The organism is Streptomyces finlayi (assembly GCF_014216315.1).
GTDB lineage: Bacteria > Actinomycetota > Actinomycetes > Streptomycetales > Streptomycetaceae > Streptomyces > Streptomyces finlayi_A.
In genome coordinates this window covers 3,471,033-3,493,400 of sequence record NZ_CP045702.1, presented here as the reverse complement: position 1 = coordinate 3,493,400, position 22,368 = coordinate 3,471,033, and the positions used below count along the sequence as shown (strand labels likewise).

At 67.1% G+C, this 22,368-nt stretch carries 12 protein-coding genes and 3 rRNA genes; 7 read left to right on the top strand and 8 right to left on the bottom strand.

Annotation, left to right across the window (positions count from 1 at the left end; genetic code table 11):
* Positions 1-14: 14 nt before the first annotated feature.
* Together F0344_RS16105 and F0344_RS16100 are read right to left on the bottom strand one after the other, a co-directional pair.
* Entirely contained in the window at positions 15-2,018 is a 2,004-nt protein-coding gene (locus F0344_RS16105) for a sigma-70 family RNA polymerase sigma factor (protein ID WP_185299458.1), read from the bottom strand.
* Positions 2,019-2,260: 242 nt separating this feature from the next.
* Positions 2,261-3,097 carry a TetR/AcrR family transcriptional regulator gene (locus tag F0344_RS16100; protein WP_185302713.1) on the bottom strand — a complete coding sequence of 279 codons (837 nt, stop codon included), beginning with the start codon at positions 3,095-3,097 and terminating at the stop codon, positions 2,261-2,263.
* 382 nt (positions 3,098-3,479) lie between these two features.
* Between F0344_RS16100 and F0344_RS16095 the strand changes: the two genes are divergently transcribed.
* Both F0344_RS16095 and F0344_RS16090 read left to right on the top strand, forming a co-directional pair.
* Positions 3,480-4,904: an NAD(P)/FAD-dependent oxidoreductase gene (locus F0344_RS16095; protein WP_258049955.1), complete on the top strand. Its 1,425-nt coding sequence runs from the start codon at positions 3,480-3,482 to the stop codon at positions 4,902-4,904.
* A 417-nt stretch (positions 4,905-5,321) separates the two neighbouring features.
* Positions 5,322-7,010: an ATP-binding SpoIIE family protein phosphatase gene (locus F0344_RS16090; protein ID WP_185299457.1), complete on the top strand. Its 1,689-nt coding sequence runs from the start codon at positions 5,322-5,324 to the stop codon at positions 7,008-7,010.
* On the opposite strand, the gene F0344_RS16085 is transcribed toward F0344_RS16090, so the two are convergent.
* Positions 7,004-8,311, bottom strand: coding sequence for an MFS transporter (locus F0344_RS16085; RefSeq protein WP_185302712.1), 1,308 nt, complete (start codon positions 8,309-8,311; stop codon positions 7,004-7,006). The genes F0344_RS16090 and F0344_RS16085 overlap by 7 nt on opposite strands.
* Positions 8,312-8,463: 152 nt before the next feature.
* Here F0344_RS16085 and F0344_RS16080 point away from each other — a divergent pair, with 152 nt between their 5' ends.
* The 5 genes from F0344_RS16080 (at position 8,464) to F0344_RS16060 (ending at position 15,481) form a co-directional block, all read left to right on the top strand.
* On the top strand, positions 8,464-9,018 hold the full coding sequence (locus F0344_RS16080; protein ID WP_185299456.1) for a MarR family winged helix-turn-helix transcriptional regulator: 555 nt from the start codon (positions 8,464-8,466) through the stop codon (positions 9,016-9,018).
* Between the two features lie 655 nt (positions 9,019-9,673).
* Positions 9,674-11,199: ribosomal RNA gene (locus F0344_RS16075) — 16S ribosomal RNA — on the top strand.
* 302 nt (positions 11,200-11,501) lie between these two features.
* A 23S ribosomal RNA gene (locus F0344_RS16070) occupies positions 11,502-14,628 on the top strand.
* Between the two features lie 76 nt (positions 14,629-14,704).
* Positions 14,705-14,821: ribosomal RNA gene (rrf, locus tag F0344_RS16065) — 5S ribosomal RNA — on the top strand.
* Together the 16S, 23S and 5S rRNA genes form the textbook arrangement of a ribosomal RNA operon.
* Positions 14,822-14,917: 96 nt before the next feature.
* A complete protein-coding gene (locus tag F0344_RS16060; RefSeq protein WP_185299455.1) occupies positions 14,918-15,481 on the top strand; it encodes a GNAT family N-acetyltransferase in 564 nt (187 codons plus the stop codon).
* Positions 15,482-15,581: 100 nt separating this feature from the next.
* Here F0344_RS16060 and F0344_RS16055 read toward each other — a convergent pair whose 3' ends face one another.
* The 5 genes from F0344_RS16055 to F0344_RS16035 form a co-directional block, all read right to left on the bottom strand.
* On the bottom strand, positions 15,582-17,057 hold the full coding sequence (locus F0344_RS16055; protein WP_185299454.1) for a type IV secretory system conjugative DNA transfer family protein: 1,476 nt from the start codon (positions 17,055-17,057) through the stop codon (positions 15,582-15,584).
* A gap of 1 nt (position 17,058) precedes the next feature.
* On the bottom strand, positions 17,059-18,477 hold the full coding sequence (locus F0344_RS16050) for an ATP-binding protein (RefSeq protein WP_185299453.1): 1,419 nt from the start codon (positions 18,475-18,477) through the stop codon (positions 17,059-17,061).
* A 72-nt stretch (positions 18,478-18,549) separates the two neighbouring features.
* Entirely contained in the window at positions 18,550-20,100 is a 1,551-nt protein-coding gene (locus F0344_RS16045; protein ID WP_185299452.1) for an SCO6880 family protein, read from the bottom strand.
* Positions 20,097-21,452 (bottom strand): hypothetical protein, encoded by a 1,356-nt coding sequence (locus F0344_RS16040; RefSeq protein WP_185299451.1) that lies wholly within the window; start codon positions 21,450-21,452, stop codon positions 20,097-20,099. The genes F0344_RS16045 and F0344_RS16040 overlap by 4 nt, the downstream gene beginning before the upstream one ends.
* A complete protein-coding gene (locus tag F0344_RS16035; RefSeq protein WP_185299450.1) occupies positions 21,442-22,311 on the bottom strand; it encodes a hypothetical protein in 870 nt (289 codons plus the stop codon). Before F0344_RS16035 ends, F0344_RS16040 begins: the two co-directional genes overlap by 11 nt.
* Positions 22,312-22,368: the final 57 nt, after the last annotated feature.

Here is a 22,368-nt window from a genome sequence, read left to right as displayed (position 1 = left end):
CCGCCCGGCCGGTCCTACGCGCAGCTGACCCGCGACTCCGCCCAGTCGGCCAGAGCCACCGAGTTGAACGGCTTCGCGTTCTTCCTGGCCTCGTCCGCCTCCACGACGAGACGGATCTGCTCCAGCCCCGCGATGCCGACACTCACGGGAACGGCCGCGTCACCGCCACTCATCACCGGTGACCGCCACAGCCGCGCCCCGTCCCCGTCCCCGTCGAATACGGAGAAGCGCACCGCGCCGAGACCCATCGTCATGTCGTCGACGCCGACCATCGCCTCGTAGCGGGTGCACCGCCGGTTCAGCTGGATGAGCACGGAGGAGTTCGCGTGGACGGTCACCCCGTGCGCGTACCGCGTGGTGCCGATCGAGAGGCCCGAACGCTGCCAGACCCAGCTGCTCCTGCCGATCACCACCTCCGGCTCGGTGTGGTCGCCGAACGCCGTGTACTGCATCTCGCTGACCTGGTACACCTTCGGAGCCGGCGCGGGAGGCGGGGCGGGAGGCGGGGCGGGCGCGGGCGGCTTCGGAGGAGGCTCGGGCGACGGAGTGGGCGGTGGGGGAGTGGGCTTCGGCGGCTCGGGGCTCGGACTCGGGCTCGGCGGCGGAGTCGGGCTGGGAGTCGGCTTCGGCGTGGGCTTCGGCTCAGGAGCCGGAGCCGGAGCGGGGGCCGGAGCGGGGGCCGGAGCGGGGGCGGGCGGGGCCGGCGGCCGTGGCTTCGGCGGCGGTTCGGGAGAGGGGACGACGGGAGCCACCACCGGCGGCTTGGCCACCGGCTTCGGCTCGGGCTTCGGCTGGTCGTCGCCGACCAGGGCCCACACCAGCCCGGCGGCGGCCGCCACGGCCACCGCAGCGGCGATCCCGGCCTTCGCCGGCGCACCGAGGCCCTCGGCCGCCGCGCCACCGGCGGCCGCCCCGGAGGAGCCACCGCCGGTGGCCGCCGCCGCGGCACCCGCGCCCGTCGCGCCCGCCACGCCTCCCGCGGCGATTCCCGCGGCCTTGAGCGAGTAACCGGCGGCGAACCAGCCGATGACCGCGATGGGCAGCAGGGCCGGAATCCCGGCATTGACGTGCGTCAGCTCGCCCGCGGCGATCCGGCACTTCGCGCACTCGTCCAGATGCTTGCGCAGCCCGCGCTCGGCCCGCATACGCAGACCGCCCCGGGCGTACGCGCCGAGCCGGTCCGCGTACTGGGCGCAGTCGCCGCCCGTCGTCAGAGCCCGGCTCACATGGGCCTGGAGATAGGCCTGCTTGAGTCCTTCGCGGGCCCGGCTGGCCAGTACGGCCGTGGCGTTGGCGGTCAGTCCGAACAGCGGGGCGATCTCGCTCGGCGACTCCTCCTCCACGGTGGTGTGCCAGAGCACCGCCTGCCAGCGCTCGGGGAGGCTGCGGAACGCCTGCATGGCAATCGACTGCTCGGCCTCGTGCATCGCCAGCACATCGGCGCCCAGTTCCAGGGTGTCGTCGTCCGAGAGCTCGGACGTACGCGTCGACTGCGCGGCGAAGACCGCGAAGTCGTCGACCAGGTGCTCGCGCTTGGCGCTCTTCGTCCAGGCGGCGCCGACATGCCGTACGGCGGTCATGAGGTAGGCCCGGACGGCTTCCTCGGGCCCCTTGCCGCCGCGCACCGCCTGGAGCGTGCGCGCGAACACCTCGGCCGTCAGATCGTCGGCGGTGTGCGCGTCGCGGCAGCAGTTGCGCGCGTAGCGGCGCACCGCACCCGAGTGCCGCCGGAACAGTTCGTCGTACGCCTGGTCGTCACCGGTCCGCATGGCCTGGATCAACTGGGCGTCGGACACCACGTCGTCCGAGGTGGCGCTGCCGCCCTCGCGCTGAGGCGGAACCGCCGGAGCGTCCTCGACGGGCGCGGGCCAGGGGCCGGGCAGGACGGCGCCGCCCTCGGCGTCACCGGCCGAGCGCCCCGGTCCGGCCTGACTCGGCACCTGTCCGCCGGTCTCCGCACCCCCGCCCGCGGCAGCGATGCCGTCGAGCGGTACTCCCTGTTGCCCGTCACCGCTCATCGCGGAAGCCCCCGTACGCGCCTTCGGACCCGAACCGGGCAAGAGTGCCACAGAGCGCGATCGCCACGGACTGTTGGCCCCGGCAACCACTCATCCGAGGTGGATTTCCCGCCTTTGGGCAGGAGAGATCACTCGTCCGGGGACGATTCAACCCTCCCCGGCAGGAGCGGAGTTGACGGCGGATGCCGAGCCGGTGCCCGTCGGCCGGGGACGAGACCCCGGCCGCACGGGCGCCGGGCCACTCACACGGTCCGGGACCTGAGCCCCTCCAGCAGGATGTCGAGCAGGCGTGCCGACGCCGCGGCCTGCTGAGCCGAGTCGGGCAGAGCCGGTGCGGCCGTGGCGATGACCAGCAGCACATCGGCCACCGTCACATCACCGCGGAGTTCGCCCGACTCCCGTGCCCGGTCGACGAGCCTGCCCACGACCTCCAGCAGTTCGACCGATCCCGTGTCCTCGTCGTCGAGCTCCTCGACGGCCGAGCGCTGAGAGACCACGCAGAGGTCGGGCTGGCCCAGGCCCTGCCGCTGATGCGGGACCCGCGTCGCCTCATGGTTCTCGCCCGGCGCCGCCTCGGCATGGGGATCCGCACCCGGCTCCCGTACCGGCGCGGGCGACGCGTCGGCCTCGACGCCCACGCGCAGCACCTGCGGCGGCAGCAGCCGGCCCGCACCCGATGCCACGGACGTCCGCAGGAAGCGGGAGAGCGCCGACCACGGCTCCTCCTCCTGCCCGAGCGCGGCCCGAGCCTGCTCGGTCAGCCGGGAGGTCTCCTCCTCGGCTATCCGCCGGACCAGCACGTCCTTGCTCGGGAACCGCCGGTAGACAGTGCCGACTCCGACCCTGGCGCGACGCGCCACGTCTTCCATCGGGGCCCCGTAACCCAGCTCGCCGAACACCTCACGCGCTGCCCGCAGAACGTGTTCCAGATTGCGCTGTGCGTCCACGCGGAGCGGTGCCTGACGAGCGGCGGCCGCGGCCACCCCCGCGGTACCGACCGCTCCCACCGCGCTCAGCCGTCCATGGCCCTCGGAAGAGGACGAGACAGCGGCCTGCCAATGCGAATCCTGAATGTGCATGCTTCCCCCGGTCATGACGTCTCCCCCCGGAGACTTCCCCGTCGTGTCCGTCGAGGAGCGGATCACTGTCCGCCCCGACACCCCGACGGGGTACGAACATAGTTGAGCCCGAGTCAATTCAGAAGGGGGTTGTTCCGCACGGAGCGCCCCCCGATCGGAGCAAGGGCCGGTTCGCCACTGATTCCACCCCCGTCCATCACCCCTCCCACAACGTCTGACCTGCACAGGTGCCGCCTCCCGCGACTCGCGGGCGTCACCGGCCCGTCCCTGGCCTCCAGTCACACAATGTGCCGGGCCTGTGGACAAACACCGGACTCCGTTGCGTCATGGGATGGTGATGGCTTCAGATTTCCGGGGGACGACCCCCCGCACCCGGCCGGGTGTGCGCATTCTCGTAGTCGGTGGCGGCTACGTCGGGATGTACACAGCGCTGCGTCTCCAGCGGAAGCTGAAGCAGAGACTGAAGAGCGGCGATGCCGAGATTGTGGTGATCACCCCCGAGCCCTACATGACGTACCAGCCGTTCCTCCCGGAAGCGGCCGCGGGCTCCATCTCGCCCCGTCATGTCGTCGTTCCGCTCCGCCGGGTCCTGAACCACTGCACGATCGTCATCGGCGAGGCCGAACACGTCGACCACGCCAAGCGCACCGCCACCGTGACCACACTCGCCTCGGGCGAGGACGGCACCGGCGCACGGGAAATCGCGTACGACGAAATCGTCATGGCACCGGGCTCCGTGTCACGCACCCTCCCGATCCCCGGCCTGGCCGACTTCGGCATCGGCTTCAAAACCGTCGAGGAGGCCATCGGCCTGCGCAACCACGTCATCGAGCAGATGGACATCGCCTCCGCCACGCGTGATCCCGCCATCCGCGACGCCGCCCTCACCTTCGTCTTCGTGGGCGGCGGCTACGCGGGCGTCGAGGCACTCGCCGAACTCGAGGACATGGCGCGGTACACCTCGCGGTACTACCACAACATCAAGGCCACGGACCTGAAATGGATCCTCGTCGAGGCGTCCGGCCGCATCCTGCCCGAGGTCGGTGACGCGATGGGGAAGTACGCCATCCGGGAGCTGCGCGGCCGGAACATCGACGTACGCCTCGACACCCGTCTGGACTCGTGCGAGAACCGGGTCGCCGTACTCAGCGACGGCTCCCGCTTCCCGACCCGCACGCTCGTATGGACGGCGGGCGTCAAACCCGCACCGCTCCTCGCCAGGACCGACCTGCCGCTCACCGAACGCGGACGGCTCCGCTGCACGGCCACGCTCGCGGTCGACGGCGCCCCGCACGCGTGGGCGGCGGGCGACGCCGCGGCCGTTCCCGACCTGACCGTCGCCGAACCGGGCAGGGAGACCGCCCCCAACGCCCAGCACGCGGTGCGCCAGGCCGCGCTCCTCGCCGAGAACATCCTCGCGACGCTCGACGGCCGCCCGCTCAAGGAGTACCGGCACGCCTATGTCGGCGCCGTTGCGTCTCTCGGGCTCCACAAAGGCGTCGCGCACGTCTACGGTCGCAAGCTCAAGGGCTACCCGGCCTGGCTGATGCACCGTATGTACCACCTCAGCCGGGTCCCCACGTTCAACCGGAAGGCGCGCGTCCTTGCCGAATGGACCCTGGCCGGACTCTTCAAGCGGGAAATCGTCTCGCTCGGCTCGCTGGAACACCCCCGCGCGGAATTCGCCCTCGCGGCCGGCGGCCACGGAAGCAACGGAAGCCGTCCCGGCCGGAAAGGGAATCCGGGAAGCCCCGGAAGAGCCGCGGCGCCCCCGAAGGACAGCGACCCGCCGAAGACGGCCGACTGAGCCGATGGCGCCGGGGTCCCGGCCGGGACCCCGGCGCCATTGCGACGGCTTTCGTTCAGCCTCCGGACCCGTGGCCGACCCGTGGCCGACCGGCGGCTGAACGACCACTGTCAGTGCGGACCGGCACACTGGACGTGTGACCATAGGTGGGCCCACACGTGCACAGAGTGACCCTGTCGGCAGTGGCCAGCAGTGACCACCAGCGGCGCCCCACCAGCACGACGAGGCCCGGCCGCGCGTTCCCGGGTCCCGCCCCGGCGTCCCGTCCCGACAACGGAACCGAGCATGACCAGGGCGTGGACCCGGGCGTTGGAACGGTAGAAGAACCGGCAGAGAGCCGGGCAGAGAACCCGGCAGACCGGCAGAAGAAGCAGCCCGCCCGAGCGGACCAGACCGACACACGAGGCCAGAAATTCCGTGAACTTCACGCGTTGGAGCGCCCGCCTTCCCGGCACGCAGCGACGAGCCGCCGCGCGGGACGACCGCAGTTCCGTTCCCGCGGCCCGCGCCGAGTGCGCCAAGCCGGAGACCGTGACCGTCCTGCCGGACGGCGACGGCGACGGCGGCGGCGGCCGCGCGGAAACGGCCGAGGCCGAGGCCGGACAGCGTCCCGGTCTGGAAGCCCTCTCCGCCCGCGAGATCCTCGGCCGGCTACCCGCCCCGGTCGCCCTGCTCCACGGCCCCGACCACCGCGTCACCTATGTGAACGAGGCGTACGAGGCCGCGTTCGGCCCCCGCCCCGCCGGCACCCCGGCGGCCGGCGCCATGCCCGAGCTCGTCGAGCTGGGGCTGCTGCCGCTCCTGGACCAGGTGCTGCGCAGCGGCACACCCCGCACGGTCAAGTCCCGCAAGGCTCTCGGCGGTGGCTCCTACACCGTCACCTGCACCCCCGTGACAGCCACCGGCGAGGAGAGCGAGGCAGGCGTCCTGGTGTACGCCACCGACGTCACCGACCACGCCGACGCCGCCGAGCGCCTGCGCACGAGCGAGCGCCGCCACCGCGAAACGGCCGTCACCCTCCAGCGCTCCCTGCTCCCGCAGGAGCTGGAGCAGCCCGACGACCTGCGCATCGCCGCGACGTACCAGCCGGGCGGCACGGACGCGGCGGTCGGCGGCGACTGGTACGACGTCATCACCCTCGGCGCGGGCCGCACGGCCCTCGTCATCGGGGACGTGATGGGCCGCGGCGTGCGTGCCGCGGCTGTCATGGGCCAGCTGCGCACCGCGGTCCGCGCCTACGCACGTCTCGACCTGCCGCCCCACGAGGTCCTTCAGCTCCTCGACGGTCTCGCCGCCGAGATCGACGCCAGCCAGATCGCCACGTGCGTCTACGCGGTCCACGATCCGAACGAGGGGCACCTGGTCTACTCCTCCGCCGGCCACCTCCCGATCCTCGTGTGCGACGAGGACGGCGTCATCCACCGCGCCGAGGACCCGACCGGGCCCCCGCTCGGCACCGGCGGCTGGATCCACACCTCCGGCACGATCGCCCTGCCCCCCGGCTCCACGGCCGTCCTCTACACGGACGGCCTCGTCGAGCGACGCAGCGAGGACATCGACGAAGGCGTGGCGGCCCTGGAGCGCGCGCTCCAGGGCGCCAAGGGATCACCTCAGGTGGTGTGCGACCGCCTCATCCGCTCCCTCGGCGTGACCGCGGAACACGATGACGACGTGGCCGTCCTGGTGGTCCAGCACCCCGCGCGTACGGGCTCGAACGCGGAGCTGTTCCACAACGCCTCGCTCGATCTCCTCGGCGGTGTCGAGGCCGCCCCGCGCGCCCGCGCGTTCGCCACCGGAGTGCTCACGTCCTGGCGCTTCCCCGTCGAACTGTGCGACCTGGGCGTCCTCGCGGCGAGCGAACTCGTCGCGAACTCCCTCCAGCACGGCACACCGCCGATGCGTCTCGGCCTGCGCCGTACGGACAGGCGTCTGATCATCGAGGTGACCGACGGCGACGACCACCTGCCGCGCCGTCGCCGGGCCGAGCCTGCGGACGAGGCGGGACGCGGCATCTCCATCGTCGCGACGATCGCCTCGTCCTGGGGCAGCCGTCGCACCCCGGGCGGCGGCAAGGCGGTGTGGTGCGAGTTCGCGCTGCCTCAGTGAGCGGCGGCGGGCGTCGCCGGCGCCGCGGCCGGTTCGGTCGTCGGCAGTGACACGGCCACCACCCGCGACTGCACGGGTGCGAGCGAAGGCCGGTCCTGTACGGGGGTGAGCCGGCGGCCCAGCCGAAGGGCCAGCACGGTGATGCCCAGTGAGAACAGTACGAACGTCACGATGTACGGCCCGTGCAGCGTCGCCCCCATGGGCCCTCCCACGGCCGGGCCGACGGCCAGCGCCAGCTGCTTGCAGAGCGCGAAGGCCGAGTTGTACTGCCCGACCATCGACTCCGGCGCCAGATCGGCGACCAGCGGAGCCACGGTCGGCGACAGCATCGACTCACCGAGTCCGAACAGTGCGTACGTCGAGATCATCGCGGCGGTGGCCATGGTCTGGCTGCCGTGGCCCAGGCCCGCGTACCCGGCCACGATCCAGGCGAACGCCCAGATCACGCCGACCCACGCGATGACCCGGCTCCGTCGGCGCCGCTCCACCAGCCGCAGCACGACGAACTGTGCGGCGACGATGACGGCGGTGTTGGCGGCCAGTGCGATACCCAGGGTCGAGGGCTCGATCCCGGCGGCCTCGGTGCCGTACGCCGCGAGCCCGGACTCGAACTGTCCGTAGCAGGCGAAGAACAGCACGAAGCCCAGCACACACAGCTGCACCATCGCCCGGTGCGAGAGCAGCACCCGGAGCCCGGCCTTGGGAGCCGTGCCGTCGGTGGGCCTGGCGTCGGCGATGGAGTGGGTACGCGGCATGCGGACGGTCCCCGCGACGACACCGAGTACGACGAACATCACCGCCTCGATCAGGAACAGCAGGGTGAAGCTGGACGGATCGTCGGTGTCGACGATCAGCCCGCCGAAGAGCCCGCCGATGCCGAGGCCCAGGTTCTGCAGGAAGAACTGCATGGCGAAGGCACGGGTGCGGGTGGAGGCGCTGGAGCACCACACCAGCATCGTGGCGAGCGCCGGCTGCATGACCGCGGTGCCCGCTCCGAGCACGGCGGCCGACAGCACGGTGGTCGTCACGTCGCCGGACACCCCCAGTGCGGCAGCACCCACGGCGGCCACTGCGGCGGCGAGGATCAGCACGGGCATCGGACCGCGCCGGTCGATGGCCCGCCCGGTGAACGGCAGGACTGCTAGTGCTGCCATGGCGAAGACAGCCAGTACGACACCCGCCGTACCGGCACCAAGATCCCGTACCTGCGCCACGTAGACGTACAGATACGGAACGGTGAAGCCCAGCCCGAACGCGCTCAGCGCGCTCCCGACCTGGATCCGCCGCAGCGCTGCGCCCATCTCCCTGGTCACGCTCACCTACCTCAAGATCTCGAAGACATCAGTCAACATCGAACTACCAAGACTCGAAGACTTTAGCACTAAAGTTAGACAGTTAACAATTGACCTTGAAGGACTTCGATGGCCGGAGAAGGCGTGCCATACTGCCCGCCATGTCCGACACCCCCGGGCCCGGCCCGCAGGAGCCGAGCCTCGACGAACAGATCGCCGCCTACCAGCGCGAATTCCACGATCTCGACCCCCAGGTCGAGCAGGTCGTCTCGGCTCTCGGCCGGCTGAACCGCCGTATGAACGTCGCGTACGGGAGGCAGCTCGCCGCCCTCGGCATCAGCAACGCCGAATGGGAGGTCCTCAAGACCCTCGTTCTGGCCGGCTCTCCCTACCGACTGGGACCGGGCGAACTCGCCAAGCGCCTCGGGCTCACCCCTGCCGCGGTGACCCACCGCATCGACCGCATGGCGGGAGAGGGGCTGGTCACCCGCGACCGGGACGAGAACAACCGGGTACGCGTCATCGTCGAACTGACGGATGTAGGCCGTACGAAGTGGCTGGAGGCGATGCGTATGGCGACCGCCTTCGAGGAAGACCTGCTCCAGGACCTTTCCGATGACGAACGCGGCGGCCTGGGCGACATGCTGATCCGCCTGCTGCGCCGCGTGGAGCACGCCCAGCCGGACGCCGGCGGCCGCCTGACCGACCTGGACTGATTAGTCCCGGGGCGGGGTTGACACGACCCTCCCCGATCCGTAAGGTTCTTCGAGTTGTCAGGGGGCCGGAACGGTTCTGCGACAACCGATCCCGCCGCGCACGCGGCAACCCAAACTCAGCACGACCTCCCACCGGAGAGAATTTCGGCATGCCGGAATTCATTTCGAAAGACTCGATTATGAGTCGCCGGGGGAATCCGCTAGAGTTTGGGACGTCGGAACGGCCCAACAGCCGGGAGGACAGCCCCACTGACTGGGAATCAGGCCCGAAAGGATCTGGTAGAGTCGGACTCGCCGGAAAGGGAAACGCGAAAGCGAGGAACTGGAAAGCGAATCCCGCTTCGACCGGGAATCGGACACGAAAGAGTCTGATAGAGTCGGAAACGCAAGAACGAAGGGAAGCGCCCGGAGGGCCCCGGTGAAACGGGACCGAAGGAAGCGTCCGTTCCTTGAGAACTCAACAGCGTGCCAAAAGTCAACGCCAGATATGTTGATACCCCGGCCTGCTTCGGCAGGTTGGTGGTTCCTTTGAAAAGTCCTATTACGGGCCCTCGTGGTCCGGGTAGGCAACACTAGCGAGGACGCTGTGAACGACCGGTCATATTCCGACTCGGTCGTTCCGCTCTCGTGGTGTCGTCCCGATTACGGGAATACATTCACGGAGAGTTTGATCCTGGCTCAGGACGAACGCTGGCGGCGTGCTTAACACATGCAAGTCGAACGATGAAGCCCTTCGGGGTGGATTAGTGGCGAACGGGTGAGTAACACGTGGGCAATCTGCCCTTCACTCTGGGACAAGCCCTGGAAACGGGGTCTAATACCGGATAACACTCTGTCCTGCATGGGACGGGGTTAAAAGCTCCGGCGGTGAAGGATGAGCCCGCGGCCTATCAGCTTGTTGGTGGGGTAATGGCCTACCAAGGCGACGACGGGTAGCCGGCCTGAGAGGGCGACCGGCCACACTGGGACTGAGACACGGCCCAGACTCCTACGGGAGGCAGCAGTGGGGAATATTGCACAATGGGCGAAAGCCTGATGCAGCGACGCCGCGTGAGGGATGACGGCCTTCGGGTTGTAAACCTCTTTCAGCAGGGAAGAAGCGCAAGTGACGGTACCTGCAGAAGAAGCACCGGCTAACTACGTGCCAGCAGCCGCGGTAATACGTAGGGTGCGAGCGTTGTCCGGAATTATTGGGCGTAAAGAGCTCGTAGGCGGCTTGTCACGTCGGATGTGAAAGCTCGGGGCTTAACCCCGAGTCTGCATTCGATACGGGCTAGCTAGAGTGTGGTAGGGGAGATCGGAATTCCTGGTGTAGCGGTGAAATGCGCAGATATCAGGAGGAACACCGGTGGCGAAGGCGGATCTCTGGGCCATTACTGACGCTGAGGAGCGAAAGCGTGGGGAGCGAACAGGATTAGATACCCTGGTAGTCCACGCCGTAAACGTTGGGAACTAGGTGTTGGCGACATTCCACGTCGTCGGTGCCGCAGCTAACGCATTAAGTTCCCCGCCTGGGGAGTACGGCCGCAAGGCTAAAACTCAAAGGAATTGACGGGGGCCCGCACAAGCAGCGGAGCATGTGGCTTAATTCGACGCAACGCGAAGAACCTTACCAAGGCTTGACATATACCGGAAAGCATCAGAGATGGTGCCCCCCTTGTGGTCGGTATACAGGTGGTGCATGGCTGTCGTCAGCTCGTGTCGTGAGATGTTGGGTTAAGTCCCGCAACGAGCGCAACCCTTGTTCTGTGTTGCCAGCATGCCCTTCGGGGTGATGGGGACTCACAGGAGACTGCCGGGGTCAACTCGGAGGAAGGTGGGGACGACGTCAAGTCATCATGCCCCTTATGTCTTGGGCTGCACACGTGCTACAATGGCCGGTACAATGAGCTGCGATGCCGCGAGGCGGAGCGAATCTCAAAAAGCCGGTCTCAGTTCGGATTGGGGTCTGCAACTCGACCCCATGAAGTCGGAGTTGCTAGTAATCGCAGATCAGCATTGCTGCGGTGAATACGTTCCCGGGCCTTGTACACACCGCCCGTCACGTCACGAAAGTCGGTAACACCCGAAGCCGGTGGCCCAACCCCTTGTGGGAGGGAGCTGTCGAAGGTGGGACTGGCGATTGGGACGAAGTCGTAACAAGGTAGCCGTACCGGAAGGTGCGGCTGGATCACCTCCTTTCTAAGGAGCATCTAGGTTTCCTTCGGGGAATCCAGAGACCATTTCGTCGGCAAATGTTCGACGGTGGTTGCTCAAGGGTGGAACGTTGACTATTCGGCACGACAGGTTGTTTTTGATGAGTACTGCTTCGGCGTGGAAAATTGAAGGTGATCGGTCGGGTCGGGCACGCTGTTGGGTATCTGAAGGTACGGGCATTTTTTGTCTGGATCTTCGGTGCCGGCCCCAGTGAACTCGCCTGTAAGGGTGGGGTGATGGGTGGCTGGTCGTTGTTTGAGAACTGCACAGTGGACGCGAGCATCTGTGGCCAAGTTTTTAAGGGCGCACGGTGGATGCCTTGGCACCAGGAACCGATGAAGGACGTGGGAGGCCACGATAGTCCCCGGGGAGCTGTCAACCAAGCTTTGATCCGGGGGTTTCCGAATGGGGAAACCCGGCAGCCGTCATGGGCTGTCACCCACTGCTGAACACATAGGCAGTGTGGAGGGAACGCGGGGAAGTGAAACATCTCAGTACCCGCAGGAAGAGAAAACAACCGTGATTCCGGGAGTAGTGGCGAGCGAAACTGGATGAGGCCAAACCGTATGCGTGTGATACCCGGCAGGGGTTGCGCATACGGGGTTGTGGGATCTCTTTTTCATAGTCTGCCGACTGTGAGACGAGTCAGAAACCGTTGATGTAGGCGAAGGACATGCGAAAGGTCCGGCGTAGAGGGTAAGACCCCCGTAGCTGAAACATCAACGGCTCGTTTAAGAGACACCCAAGTAGCACGGGGCCCGAGAAATCCCGTGTGAATCTGGCGGGACCACCCGCTAAGCCTAAATATTCCCTGGTGACCGATAGCGGATAGTACCGTGAGGGAATGGTGAAAAGTACCGCGGGAGCGGAGTGAAATAGTACCTGAAACCGTGTGCCTACAAGCCGTGGGAGCGTCGCTGTATGTGCTTGCACATGCAGTCGTGACTGCGTGCCTTTTGAAGAATGAGCCTGCGAGTTAGCGGTGTGTAGCGAGGTTAACCCGTGTGGGGAAGCCGTAGCGAAAGCGAGTCCGAATAGGGCGATTGAGTTGCACGCTCTAGACCCGAAGCGGAGTGATCTAGCCATGGGCAGGTTGAAGCGGAGGTAAGACTTCGTGGAGGACCGAACCCACCAGGGTTGAAAACCTGGGGGATGACCTGTGGTTAGGGGTGAAAGGCCAATCAAACTCCGTGATAGCTGGTTCTCCCCGAAATGCATTTAGGTGCAGCGTCGTGTGTTTCTTGCCGGAGGTAGAGCACTGGATAGGCGATGGGCCCTACCGGGTTACTGACCTTAGCCAAACTCCGAATGCCGGTAAGTGAGAGCACGGCAGTGAGACTGTGGGGGATAAGCTCCATGGTCGAGAGGGAAACAGCCCAGAGCATCGACTAAGGCCCCTAAGCGTACGCTAAGTGGGAAAGGATGTGGAGTCGCAGAGACAACCAGGAGGTTGGCTTAGAAGCAGCCACCCTTGAAAGAGTGCGTAATAGCTCACTGGTCAAGTGATTCCGCGCCGACAATGTAGCGGGGCTCAAGCGTACCGCCGAAGTCGTGTCATTCACACATATAGGGCCAACGCCCGTGTGGATGGGTAGGGGAGCGTCGTGTGCCGGGTGAAGCAGCCGCGGAAGCGAGTTGTGGACGGTTCACGAGTGAGAATGCAGGCATGAGTAGCGATACACACGTGAGAAACGTGTGCGCCGATTGACTAAGGGTTCCTGGGTCAAGCTGATCTGCCCAGGGTAAGTCGGGACCTAAGGCGAGGCCGACAGGCGTAGTCGATGGACAACCGGTTGATATTCCGGTACCCGCTTTGAAACGCCCAGTACTGAATCAGGCGATGCTAAGTCCGTGAAGCCGGCCCGATCTCTTCGGAGTTGAGGGAAGTGGTGGAGCCGATGAACCAGACTTGTAGTAGGTAAGCGATGGGGTGACGCAGGAAGGTAGTCCAACCCGGGCGATGGTTGTTCCCGGGGTAAGGGTGTAGGCCGTGTGATAGGTAAATCCGTCACACATCAAGGCTGAGACCTGATGCCGAGCCGATTGTGGTGAAGTGGATGATCCTATGCTGCCGAGAAAAGCCTCTAGCGAGTTTCATGGCGGCCCGTACCCTAAACCGACTCAGGTGGTCAGGTAGAGAATACCGAGGCGTTCGGGTGAACTATGGTTAAGGAACTCGGCAAAATGCCCCCGTAACTTCGGGAGAAGGGGGGCCATCACTGGTGATCCGATTTACTCGGTGAGCTGGGGGTGGCCGCAGAGACCAGCGAGAAGCGACTGTTTACTAAAAACACAGGTCCGTGCGAAGCCGTAAGGCGATGTATACGGACTGACGCCTGCCCGGTGCTGGAACGTTAAGGGGACCGGTTAGTGCACTTTCGGGTGTGCGAAGCTGAGAACTTAAGCGCCAGTAAACGGCGGTGGTAACTATAACCATCCTAAGGTAGCGAAATTCCTTGTCGGGTAAGTTCCGACCTGCACGAATGGCGTAACGACTTCTCGACTGTCTCAACCATAGGCCCGGTGAAATTGCACTACGAGTAAAGATGCTCGTTTCGCGCAGCAGGACGGAAAGACCCCGGGACCTTTACTATAGTTTGATATTGGTGTTCGGTTCGGCTTGTGTAGGATAGGTGGGAGACTTTGAAGCGGCCACGCCAGTGGTTGTGGAGTCGTCGTTGAAATACCACTCTGGTCGTGCTGGATGTCTAACCTGGGTCCGTGATCCGGATCAGGGACAGTGTCTGATGGGTAGTTTAACTGGGGCGGTTGCCTCCTAAAGAGTAACGGAGGCGCCCAAAGGTTCCCTCAGCCTGGTTGGCAATCAGGTGTTGAGTGTAAGTGCACAAGGGAGCTTGACTGTGAGACCGACGGGTCGAGCAGGGACGAAAGTCGGGACTAGTGATCCGGCAGTGGCTTGTGGAAGCGCTGTCGCTCAACGGATAAAAGGTACCCCGGGGATAACAGGCTGATCTTCCCCAAGAGTCCATATCGACGGGATGGTTTGGCACCTCGATGTCGGCTCGTCGCATCCTGGGGCTGGAGTCGGTCCCAAGGGTTGGGCTGTTCGCCCATTAAAGCGGTACGCGAGCTGGGTTTAGAACGTCGTGAGACAGTTCGGTCCCTATCCGCTGTGCGCGTAGGAATATTGAGAAGGGCTGTCCCTAGTACGAGAGGACCGGGACGGACGAACCTCTGGTGTGCCAGTTGTCCTGCCAAGGGCATGGCTGGTTGGCTACGTTCGGAAAGGATAACCGCTGAAAGCATCTAAGCGGGAAGCCTGCTTCGAGATGAGTATTCCCACCCCCTTTGAGGGGTTAAGGCTCCCAGTAGACGACTGGGTTGATAGGCCAGATGTGGAAGCCCGGTAACGGGTGGAGCTGACTGGTACTAATAGGCCGAGGGCTTGTCCTCAGTTGCTCGCGTCCACTGTGTTAGTTCTGAAATAACGAACAGCTGTGTTCATGCCAGCGTTCAAATTTCATAGTGTTTCGGTGGTCATTGCGTCAGGGAAACGCCCGGTTACATTCCGAACCCGGAAGCTAAGCCTTTCAGCGCCGATGGTACTGCAGGGGGGACCCTGTGGGAGAGTAGGACGCCGCCGAACAATTATTCCGGGAAAGCCCCGTGCCCTTGTGGCACGGGGCTTTTCTGCGTTCAGATACTGTTTGCGCCGGTCGTGGACCCCAGGCAGGATCTGCCCATGGATTATGTGATTCGCTCAGTACGCGCCGAGGACTGGCCCTTGGCCAAGGAACTCCGGCTCGCTGCCCTCCAGGACCCGATGGCACCCGTGGCCTTTCTGGAGACGTACGAGGACGCGGTGTCCCGGCCCGATGCGTTCTGGCAGCAGCGGACGGCCGATGCGGCCGAAGGCATTGCGGTGCGTCAGTTCGTCGCCGAGCGGCCCGACGGCGGTCTTGCCGGCACGGTGACGGCCCTGGTGGAACGCCCTGACGGAGATACCCGGTTCGGGGCGGCCGCCCAGGTCGACCAGACGCACGTGGTCGGAGTCTTCGTGCACGAGCAGGACCGGGGGAACGGTCTGACGGACGAGCTGTTCCGTAGCGCGATCGAGTGGTCCTGGTCGCTGGCCGAGCCGCGCGTCGAGCGCGTGCGGCTCTACGTCCACGAGCGCAATCCCCGGGCTGCGGCCGCTTACCGCAGGATCGGCTTCGTACCGTCCGGGCAGACCGTGGCCGTACCGCATGACCCGGATGCCCGGGAGTTGGAGTACGTGATCGAGAGGGCCCGGGCGGAGCCGTAGCCGTCGGATGCCCGGCATCGGCAGGTGGCGCCGCCGCAGCCGTACGGCCGCCGGCAGAGGACCCGCGGCTCGTCGGGGACGGCAAGGAATCGCCGAGAGCTCATGGCGTCTCGAGGGGCTGGCGCCAGCGTGCGCGGCCCTGTTCCTGTGAGCGGAGCAGGGCCAGGGGGAGCAGGCCCTGTGCCTGGCCGGTCGTCAGCAGTTCCGGTAGCCGGGGGAGCGGAGCGACGGCCGCGACGTCGTCGAGGACGAGCGTCATTGGTGGGTCGAGCCGACCGTCGGTTGACCGTGCGGCCAAGCGGCGGCCGTGCTCGACCACGTATGAGGACAGTGCAGTGAGCAGGGGCATCGCACCGGGGCGAGTTCGTGGATCCTCGATCGCTTCGCCAACCACATACAGCGTTCCCCCTTCACCGGTAAATGATTCCAGTGCGAGCGAATCCGCTCGGTTCGATGTGCAGGCTTCGCGGATGTGGACCGAGGACAGGGCGGCGAAGGCCCGTACCGTCAGTTCCTGTGCCAGCTCCCGGCGTTCGGGGTACGCGGTGAGCGCGGACTCGAGGAGGCCGGCGATTCCGGACGCGGCTCTGGGGTGCGTACGGAGGAGTCGTACGGCCTCGTGGGCGTTGCCGCCGAGGGCCCAGCGGTGGACCTGGCGGAAGGGGCGGCCGTCTACGGCCGCGGCGTGCAGCCAGCACTGCAGGAGGGTCTCGGCGGTGTCCGCCGTCGCCGTGTCCATGCGGGCCTGAGGGCGGACCGGGGCGAGGAGCGCGGTGGAGCGGGACGCGGCCACTTCGGGGTCTTCGCAGCCGGCCGTGGGGGACCAGTGGAGCCGGGCCGGGGTGTCGCAGAGGTGACCGGGGTCGTAGACGAGGACCGGGCCGAGCTTGCCGCGGGCGTCCTTGGTCTCGGCCCAGACCGTCGCGTCGGAGGTCACCACGAGTACGGGGCCTTCGGCGTCCATGATGGCCTGGACGGCTGCCGGGCGGCGGGTGGCCGCGGGGCCGTAGACGAGGTGCGGGACACGGGGCGAGGGGACCAGGGGGATCAGGGGGACGGACGAGGGTGGGACCGACGGAGCAGGGGCCGCCTGGATGGGGGCGGCCTTGGCAGGGGCCGCCTGGACGGGAGCCGCCTCGACGAGGGGTGCCGGTTCGGGGATGGGGACGGGGGTCTCGTGCGGCTGGATGTGCCGCTCGTCGCGGCGGTTGTCCCGTACGGCCCTCCAGCGGGTCACGACTCCCAGGACGAACACGGCCAGCACCAGGAGCACCATCAGTTCGCCGATGAACAGGCCCCAGAACAGCCCGTATCCGGAGAGCTCGTCCGGCGGGGTCTCGGGCCAGGCACCGGGGAGGTTCTGCGGGGCGGTGGCGAGTGCGCGCAGGGCCAAGGGGGTCCCGGTGAACGTGACTCCCTGCGGCCAGGCTCCGTGGGCGAGCAGGCCTGCGAGCCCGGTGGCCGTCCAGCCGAGGACCGTCAGCGCGAAGAGGAGGCTCAGCAGGCCGACCAGCAGCCCGTCCGGGAGCCCGCCGGTGCCGCGTTCCTGCCTGTTCGGGATTCCGCTTCCCTGCATGTCAGGCCACCGTTGACTCGGACGCGTCGTTGATCCGTTGCTGGTTCTCGATCCGGGCCGCCCGTTGCTCCGCCTCCAGCTCCGCGGCTCGTACGTCCTCGGGGAGCAGGTCGTTGTCGGATCCCTCGGTCATCGCACGGTCCGTGAAGACGAGAGGCCGCTCCGCCTCGGTGATGAGGTGTTTGACCACCTGCACATTGCCGTTGACGTCCCACACGGCGATGCCCGGAGTGAGGGTCGGGATGATCTCGACCGCCCACCTGGGCAGGCCGATCACCTTCCCCGTGGCTCTCGCCTCGTCGGCCTTCTGGGCGTAGATCGTGCGTGTCGACGCCATCTTGAGGATCGCGGCCGCCTCCCGTGCCGCGGCTCCGTCCACCACGTCACTGAGGTGGTGGACGACGGCGACGAAGGAGAGGCCGAGGCGACGGCCGAACTTCAGCAGGCGCTGGAAGAGCTGCGCCACGAAAGGGGAGTTGATGATGTGCCAGGCCTCCTCGACCAGGAAGATGCGTTTCTTCCGGTCGGGCCTGATCCAGGTGTGCTCCAGCCACACGCCCACGATCGCCATGAGGATCGGCATCGCGATCGAGTTGCGGTCGATGTGGGAGAGGTCGAAGACGATCAGGGGTGCGTCGAGATCGATGCCGACCGTCGTGGGGCCGTCGAACATGCCCCGGAGGTCACCGTCGACGAGGCGGTCCAGGACGAGGGCGACGTCCAGGCCCCAGGCCCGTACGTCGTCTATGTCGACGTTCATCGCCTCGGCCGACTCGGGCTTCGGGTGGCGCAGTTGCTCCACGATGTCCATCAGGACCGGCTGGCGGTCGGTGATGGTGTCGTTCACGAACGCGTGGGCGACCTTCAGCGCGAAGCCGGAGCGCTCGTCGAGGCCGTGGCCCATCGCGACTTCGATGATCGTGCGGAGCAGGGCGAGCTGGCCGGTCGTGGTGATCGCCGGGTCGAGCGGGTTGAGCCGGATGCCGCCGTTGAGGGCGGTGGTCGGGTCGAGACGGATGGGGGTGATGCCCAGCTCCTGGGCGATGAGGTTCCATTCGCCGACACCGTCCTCGCCCTGGGCGTCCAGGACGACGACCTGGCGGTCGCGGAAGCGGAGCTGGCGGAGCACGTACGTCTTCTCCAGCGCGGACTTCCCGTTGCCGGACTCGCCGAGGACGAGCCAGTGCGGGGCGGGCAACTGCTGGCCGTACAGCTGGAAGGGGTCGTAGATGTAGCCCTTGCCGGAGTACACCTCACGACCGATGATCACCCCTGAGTCGCCGAGTCCGGGTGCGGCGGTCGGCAGGTAGACGGCCTGGGCCTGGCCCGTCGACGTACGGACGGGCAGCCTGGTCGTCTCGACCTTCCCGAAGAGGAAGGCGGTAAAGGCGTCCGACAACGCGGACAGCGGATCTCGCATGGCGTGAATGACCTCCCTCTCGGTGTCGCGGAACTCGGTCGGTAGTGGGTGCCGGGGCCGGGGCCGGGGCCGTCAGCGGCGGATGCCGGTGGCGAACGGCAGGGTGTTCACGAAGGCGCGGTGGTGCTCGCGGTCGCACCACTCCAGCTTCAGATAGGACTTGCCGGCCGAGGCCCGGATCGTCCGCTTGTCGCGGGCGAGGGCCTCGGGTGAACGGGACGACACGGTGATGTACCCCACCAGGTTCACTCCGGCCGCGCCGCTGGCCAGGTCTTCACCCCGCTGGTCGAGTCGCCCGTGGGCCGCGATGTCGCGCGGGTCGACGGTCCGGTTCATCTTGGCCTGGCGGCTCGCCTCGGCCTCGTCGTTCGTCTTCTCCGTCAGCATGCGCTCGATGGCGACCTCGGTGGGTTCGAGGTCCATGCAGACGGCGACCGTACGGATGACGTCCGGTGTGTGGACGAGGAGCGGGGCCAGGAAGTTGACGCCGACGGGGGTCATCGGCCACTCCTTCACCCAGGCCGTGGCGTGACACCACGGGGCGCGGGTGGTGGACTCACGGGTCTTGGCCTGGAGGAACGTCGGCTCGACGGCGTCCAGTTCGGCCGGCCAGGCGTTGCGCTTGGTCATCGCCTGGATGTGGTCGATGGGGTGGTCGGGGTCGTACATGGAGTGCACGAGGGAGGCGAGACGGCTCTGGCCGAGCGGCTGGCGTACCCGGATGTCCGCTTCGGCGAGGCGGGCGCAGATGTCGGTGAGCTCGCGCGCCATGACGACGGCGAGTCCGGAGTCGCGGTCGAGCTTGCGGCCGCCGTGGGGGCGGGCGGCACGGGCCATCGCGTTGGCCTCGGCGGCCAGCTCGCGGCTGTAGTGCATGCAGGCGACGAGGTAGGCACGGTGCTGCTCGCTGGAGGTGGAGACCATCGACTGGAGCTGGTCGTAGGACTCCTGGAGCCAGCCGGGGGACGACTTGTCGCCGCGCTGGGCGACGTCCTTGGCGTGGGCGTCGGGGTCGGCCGGCAGCGTGCGGGCCAGCATCTGGAGCCGGGTGACGAAGCCGTCGCCGTTCGCCACGTGCTTGAGGAGGGTGCCGAAGCGGTCGACGAGGGCTTCCTGGTCCTCGCTGTCGCGCAGACCGACGCCGGGGCCTTCGATCTCGATGGCGGCGGTGACCGTACGGCGGTCGGCGTGCAGGAGTACGGCGATCTCGTCGGGGCCGAAGGGGGCTCCGAGCCAGCTGATCCGGCCGATGCCGGGGGGCGGGCCGATCTCGACCTCACGGCCGTCGGAGCTGACGCCGGCTTCCATGGCGGAGGAACGGTAGGCGGTGCCCCGGCGCAGGGACCGCTTGAAGCTGCGGTTGATCTCGAACCACTTGTAGAAGGTCCGGTGCTTGTACGGGACGTACACGATGGCGAGGGCCAGCAGCGGGAAGCCCATGAGGAGCACGATGCGCAGCGACAGGACGGGGACGATCAGTCCGCTCATCATGCCGAGGAACGCGCCGCCGATGATCAGGGAGATCTCGCCGGTCTCGCGGTTCTTGCCGACGATGGCGTTGGGACGTGCGCGGCCGATGAGATACGTACGGCGGGGCGTGATGCTGTGGGACTGAGTCGTCAACGCCCTCCACCTCCTGTGCTGTTGGTACCTGTGCTGCCTGAACCGCCGCCCCGTGCGGAGCGGCTGCTGTGGGGGGTCCCGGAGGTGGGACCGGAACCGCTGCGGGGCGGGGGCGTGGCGGCGGGACTACCGCCTCCGCTGCCGCCGGTGCTGCGGGAGCTGTGGGCGGCGACGCCGCCACTGGCCGGGTTGGAGGAGCGGGCGCCTCCGCCGCCTCCACCGCTGTTCTGGTCGTTGCGGCCGCTGTGGGTCTTGATGCCCTGGGAGACGAGGGCGGCGGGCGAACTGATCAGGGCGGCGGCCTGGGAGCCGTCGGTGGCCTGCTTGCGGTTGGTGCGGGCGCCCTGGATCTCGTCGCCGAAGCCTGGGACGAAGCGGTAGATCATGGCGGAGGCGAAGATCGCCAGCAGGATGATGGAGAGGCCGGAGACGACGGCGGAGATGGCGTCCGGGCCTTCGTCCTGGGAGAGGGCGCCTGCGAGGCCGAGCACGATGACGATGACGGGCTTGACCATGATCACCGCGATCATGATGCCTGCCCAGCGGCGGACGTGGCCCCACATGTTCTTGTCCACGAGCCCGGCGTAGACGACGACTCCCAGGAGCGCGCCGACGTAGAGCAGGGCGGCCCGGATGACGAGCTCCAGCCACAGGACTCCGGCGGCGAGGATCGACACGAGCGAGACGATGATCAGCATGATCGGTCCGCCGCCGATGTCGTCGCCCTTTTCGAGGGCCTTGGCGAACGAGCCGAAGAAGACGTCCGTCTGGCCGCCGCTCGCGGAGGAGATGACTTCGGTGATTCCGTCGGTGGCGGAGACGATGGTGTAGAGGATGAGCGGGGTGAAGGCGGAGGCGAGGACCGTCAGCCAGAGGAAGCCGACCGCCTCGGAGATCGCGGTGGCCAGCGGCACGCCGCGGATGGCGCGCTTGGCTGCGGCGAGCAGCCACAGGACGAGGGTCAGGACGGTGGAGGCCGCGAAGACGACCGCGTACTGCTGGAGGAACGTGGGGTTGGTGAAGTCGACGTTCGCCGTGCTCTTCACGGCCTCGCTGAGCTTGCCGACGATCCATGAGGCGGCGTCGGCGCAGCCTCGGGCGAGTGAGGAGAGTGGGTCGAGGGCGTCGTCGGTGGTGGTGGGGGCGCGGCGGGCGGAGCCGGCGGCTTCGTCGCCTTCGCAGTAGTCCTTGGCGGGGCCGCGAATCAAGTCGCACGCATTGTTGCTGCTGCTGGGCGACGGAGTTGGTGTCGGTTCTGCTCCGGCCCGGCTCGCGAACAGTACAAGCGAGACTTGGATACTGGTGAGTGCCGCCGTAAGTGACAGAGCTCGCCGGGACTGGCTATCGGGCATAGGTGAACCCTCCGAACTGTTTCACGGCGTCAGCCATCTCCTCGGCTGTTGAGGCGGCTTGGTCACGGCCGACGGGGACGGGGCCGTCCTTCTGCGTGAAATCGGTGATCTTCCAATCACCGTTGATCCAACTCAGTTCGAAGGTGTTCGTATACCAACTCTCGGATACTGGGTTCTTGGAACCTTCACCAGCCAGACCGAACAGGGCCGAATACCAAATTGAGACGTTGGCGGCATCGCCCGTGAACTTTTCTACCTTGGCTCCAACAGGGTTCGACCGTGAGATGAAGGTCAGGCCTGTCGGTGCCCTACCGTCGGGATTCAGGCCAATGCTGGCCAGGAAGCCCTCATCCGAGTAGACCTTGTCCAGGTCACCCTGCCGCGCAGCGGCTACGTCGGGGGCGTACACGGCTTCAGCGATCTCACGGCGGCGTTCCTGATCGAACATCCCCGCAGACCCCAGCGCCACCGCATAGTTCGCAGCCGCGCTCTGCGCGCCCTGCTCGTCGTGGGCGAAGCCTGAGGGGATGGTGCCGTCCTGGCCCTGGACCGGCTTCGTGCCCGTGGGGGCCGTGGGGCCCGTCCCTGTGGTGCCCGGCTTCTTCGCGTTGCCGCCCTGCGCCTCCTCGTTGCCGCCTCCGCCGCGGTTCGCGAACGCGATGGCGGCGATGAGCAGGACGACCACGCCCACCATCATGACGAGGGAGCGGGAGGTGCGGGCGGGGCGGCGCCCGTGGTCGCCGCCGTCGCCGTCGGGGAGTCGGGTGCGCGTCTGGCGGGTGCCGCCCAGCGTGCTGTACGGGTCGTCGCCGCGGCCGCCCGAATCGCCGCCGTAGCCCTGATCGTCGCCCTGGCTCATGCCGGGTATGCCCCCTCAGCCGTCTGCGGTGCCGCGTGGTACGACGGTAGCTGTGCT

Coding starts and splice junctions, on each gene's coding strand:
- F0344_RS16105 (WP_185299458.1), bottom strand. CDS start 2,018: ATGAGCGGTGACGGGCAACAGGGAGTACCGCTCGACGGCATCGCTGCC.
- F0344_RS16055 (WP_185299454.1), bottom strand. CDS start 17,057: ATGCAGGGAAGCGGAATCCCGAACAGGCAGGAACGCGGCACCGGCGGG.
- F0344_RS16080 (WP_185299456.1), top strand. CDS start 8,464: ATGTCCGACACCCCCGGGCCCGGCCCGCAGGAGCCGAGCCTCGACGAA.
- F0344_RS16060 (WP_185299455.1), top strand. CDS start 14,918: ATGGATTATGTGATTCGCTCAGTACGCGCCGAGGACTGGCCCTTGGCC.
- F0344_RS16050 (WP_185299453.1), bottom strand. CDS start 18,477: ATGCGAGATCCGCTGTCCGCGTTGTCGGACGCCTTTACCGCCTTCCTC.
- F0344_RS16040 (WP_185299451.1), bottom strand. CDS start 21,452: ATGCCCGATAGCCAGTCCCGGCGAGCTCTGTCACTTACGGCGGCACTC.
- F0344_RS16085 (WP_185302712.1), bottom strand. CDS start 8,311: ATGGGCGCAGCGCTGCGGCGGATCCAGGTCGGGAGCGCGCTGAGCGCG.
- F0344_RS16035 (WP_185299450.1), bottom strand. CDS start 22,311: ATGAGCCAGGGCGACGATCAGGGCTACGGCGGCGATTCGGGCGGCCGC.
- F0344_RS16100 (WP_185302713.1), bottom strand. CDS start 3,097: ATGCACATTCAGGATTCGCATTGGCAGGCCGCTGTCTCGTCCTCTTCC.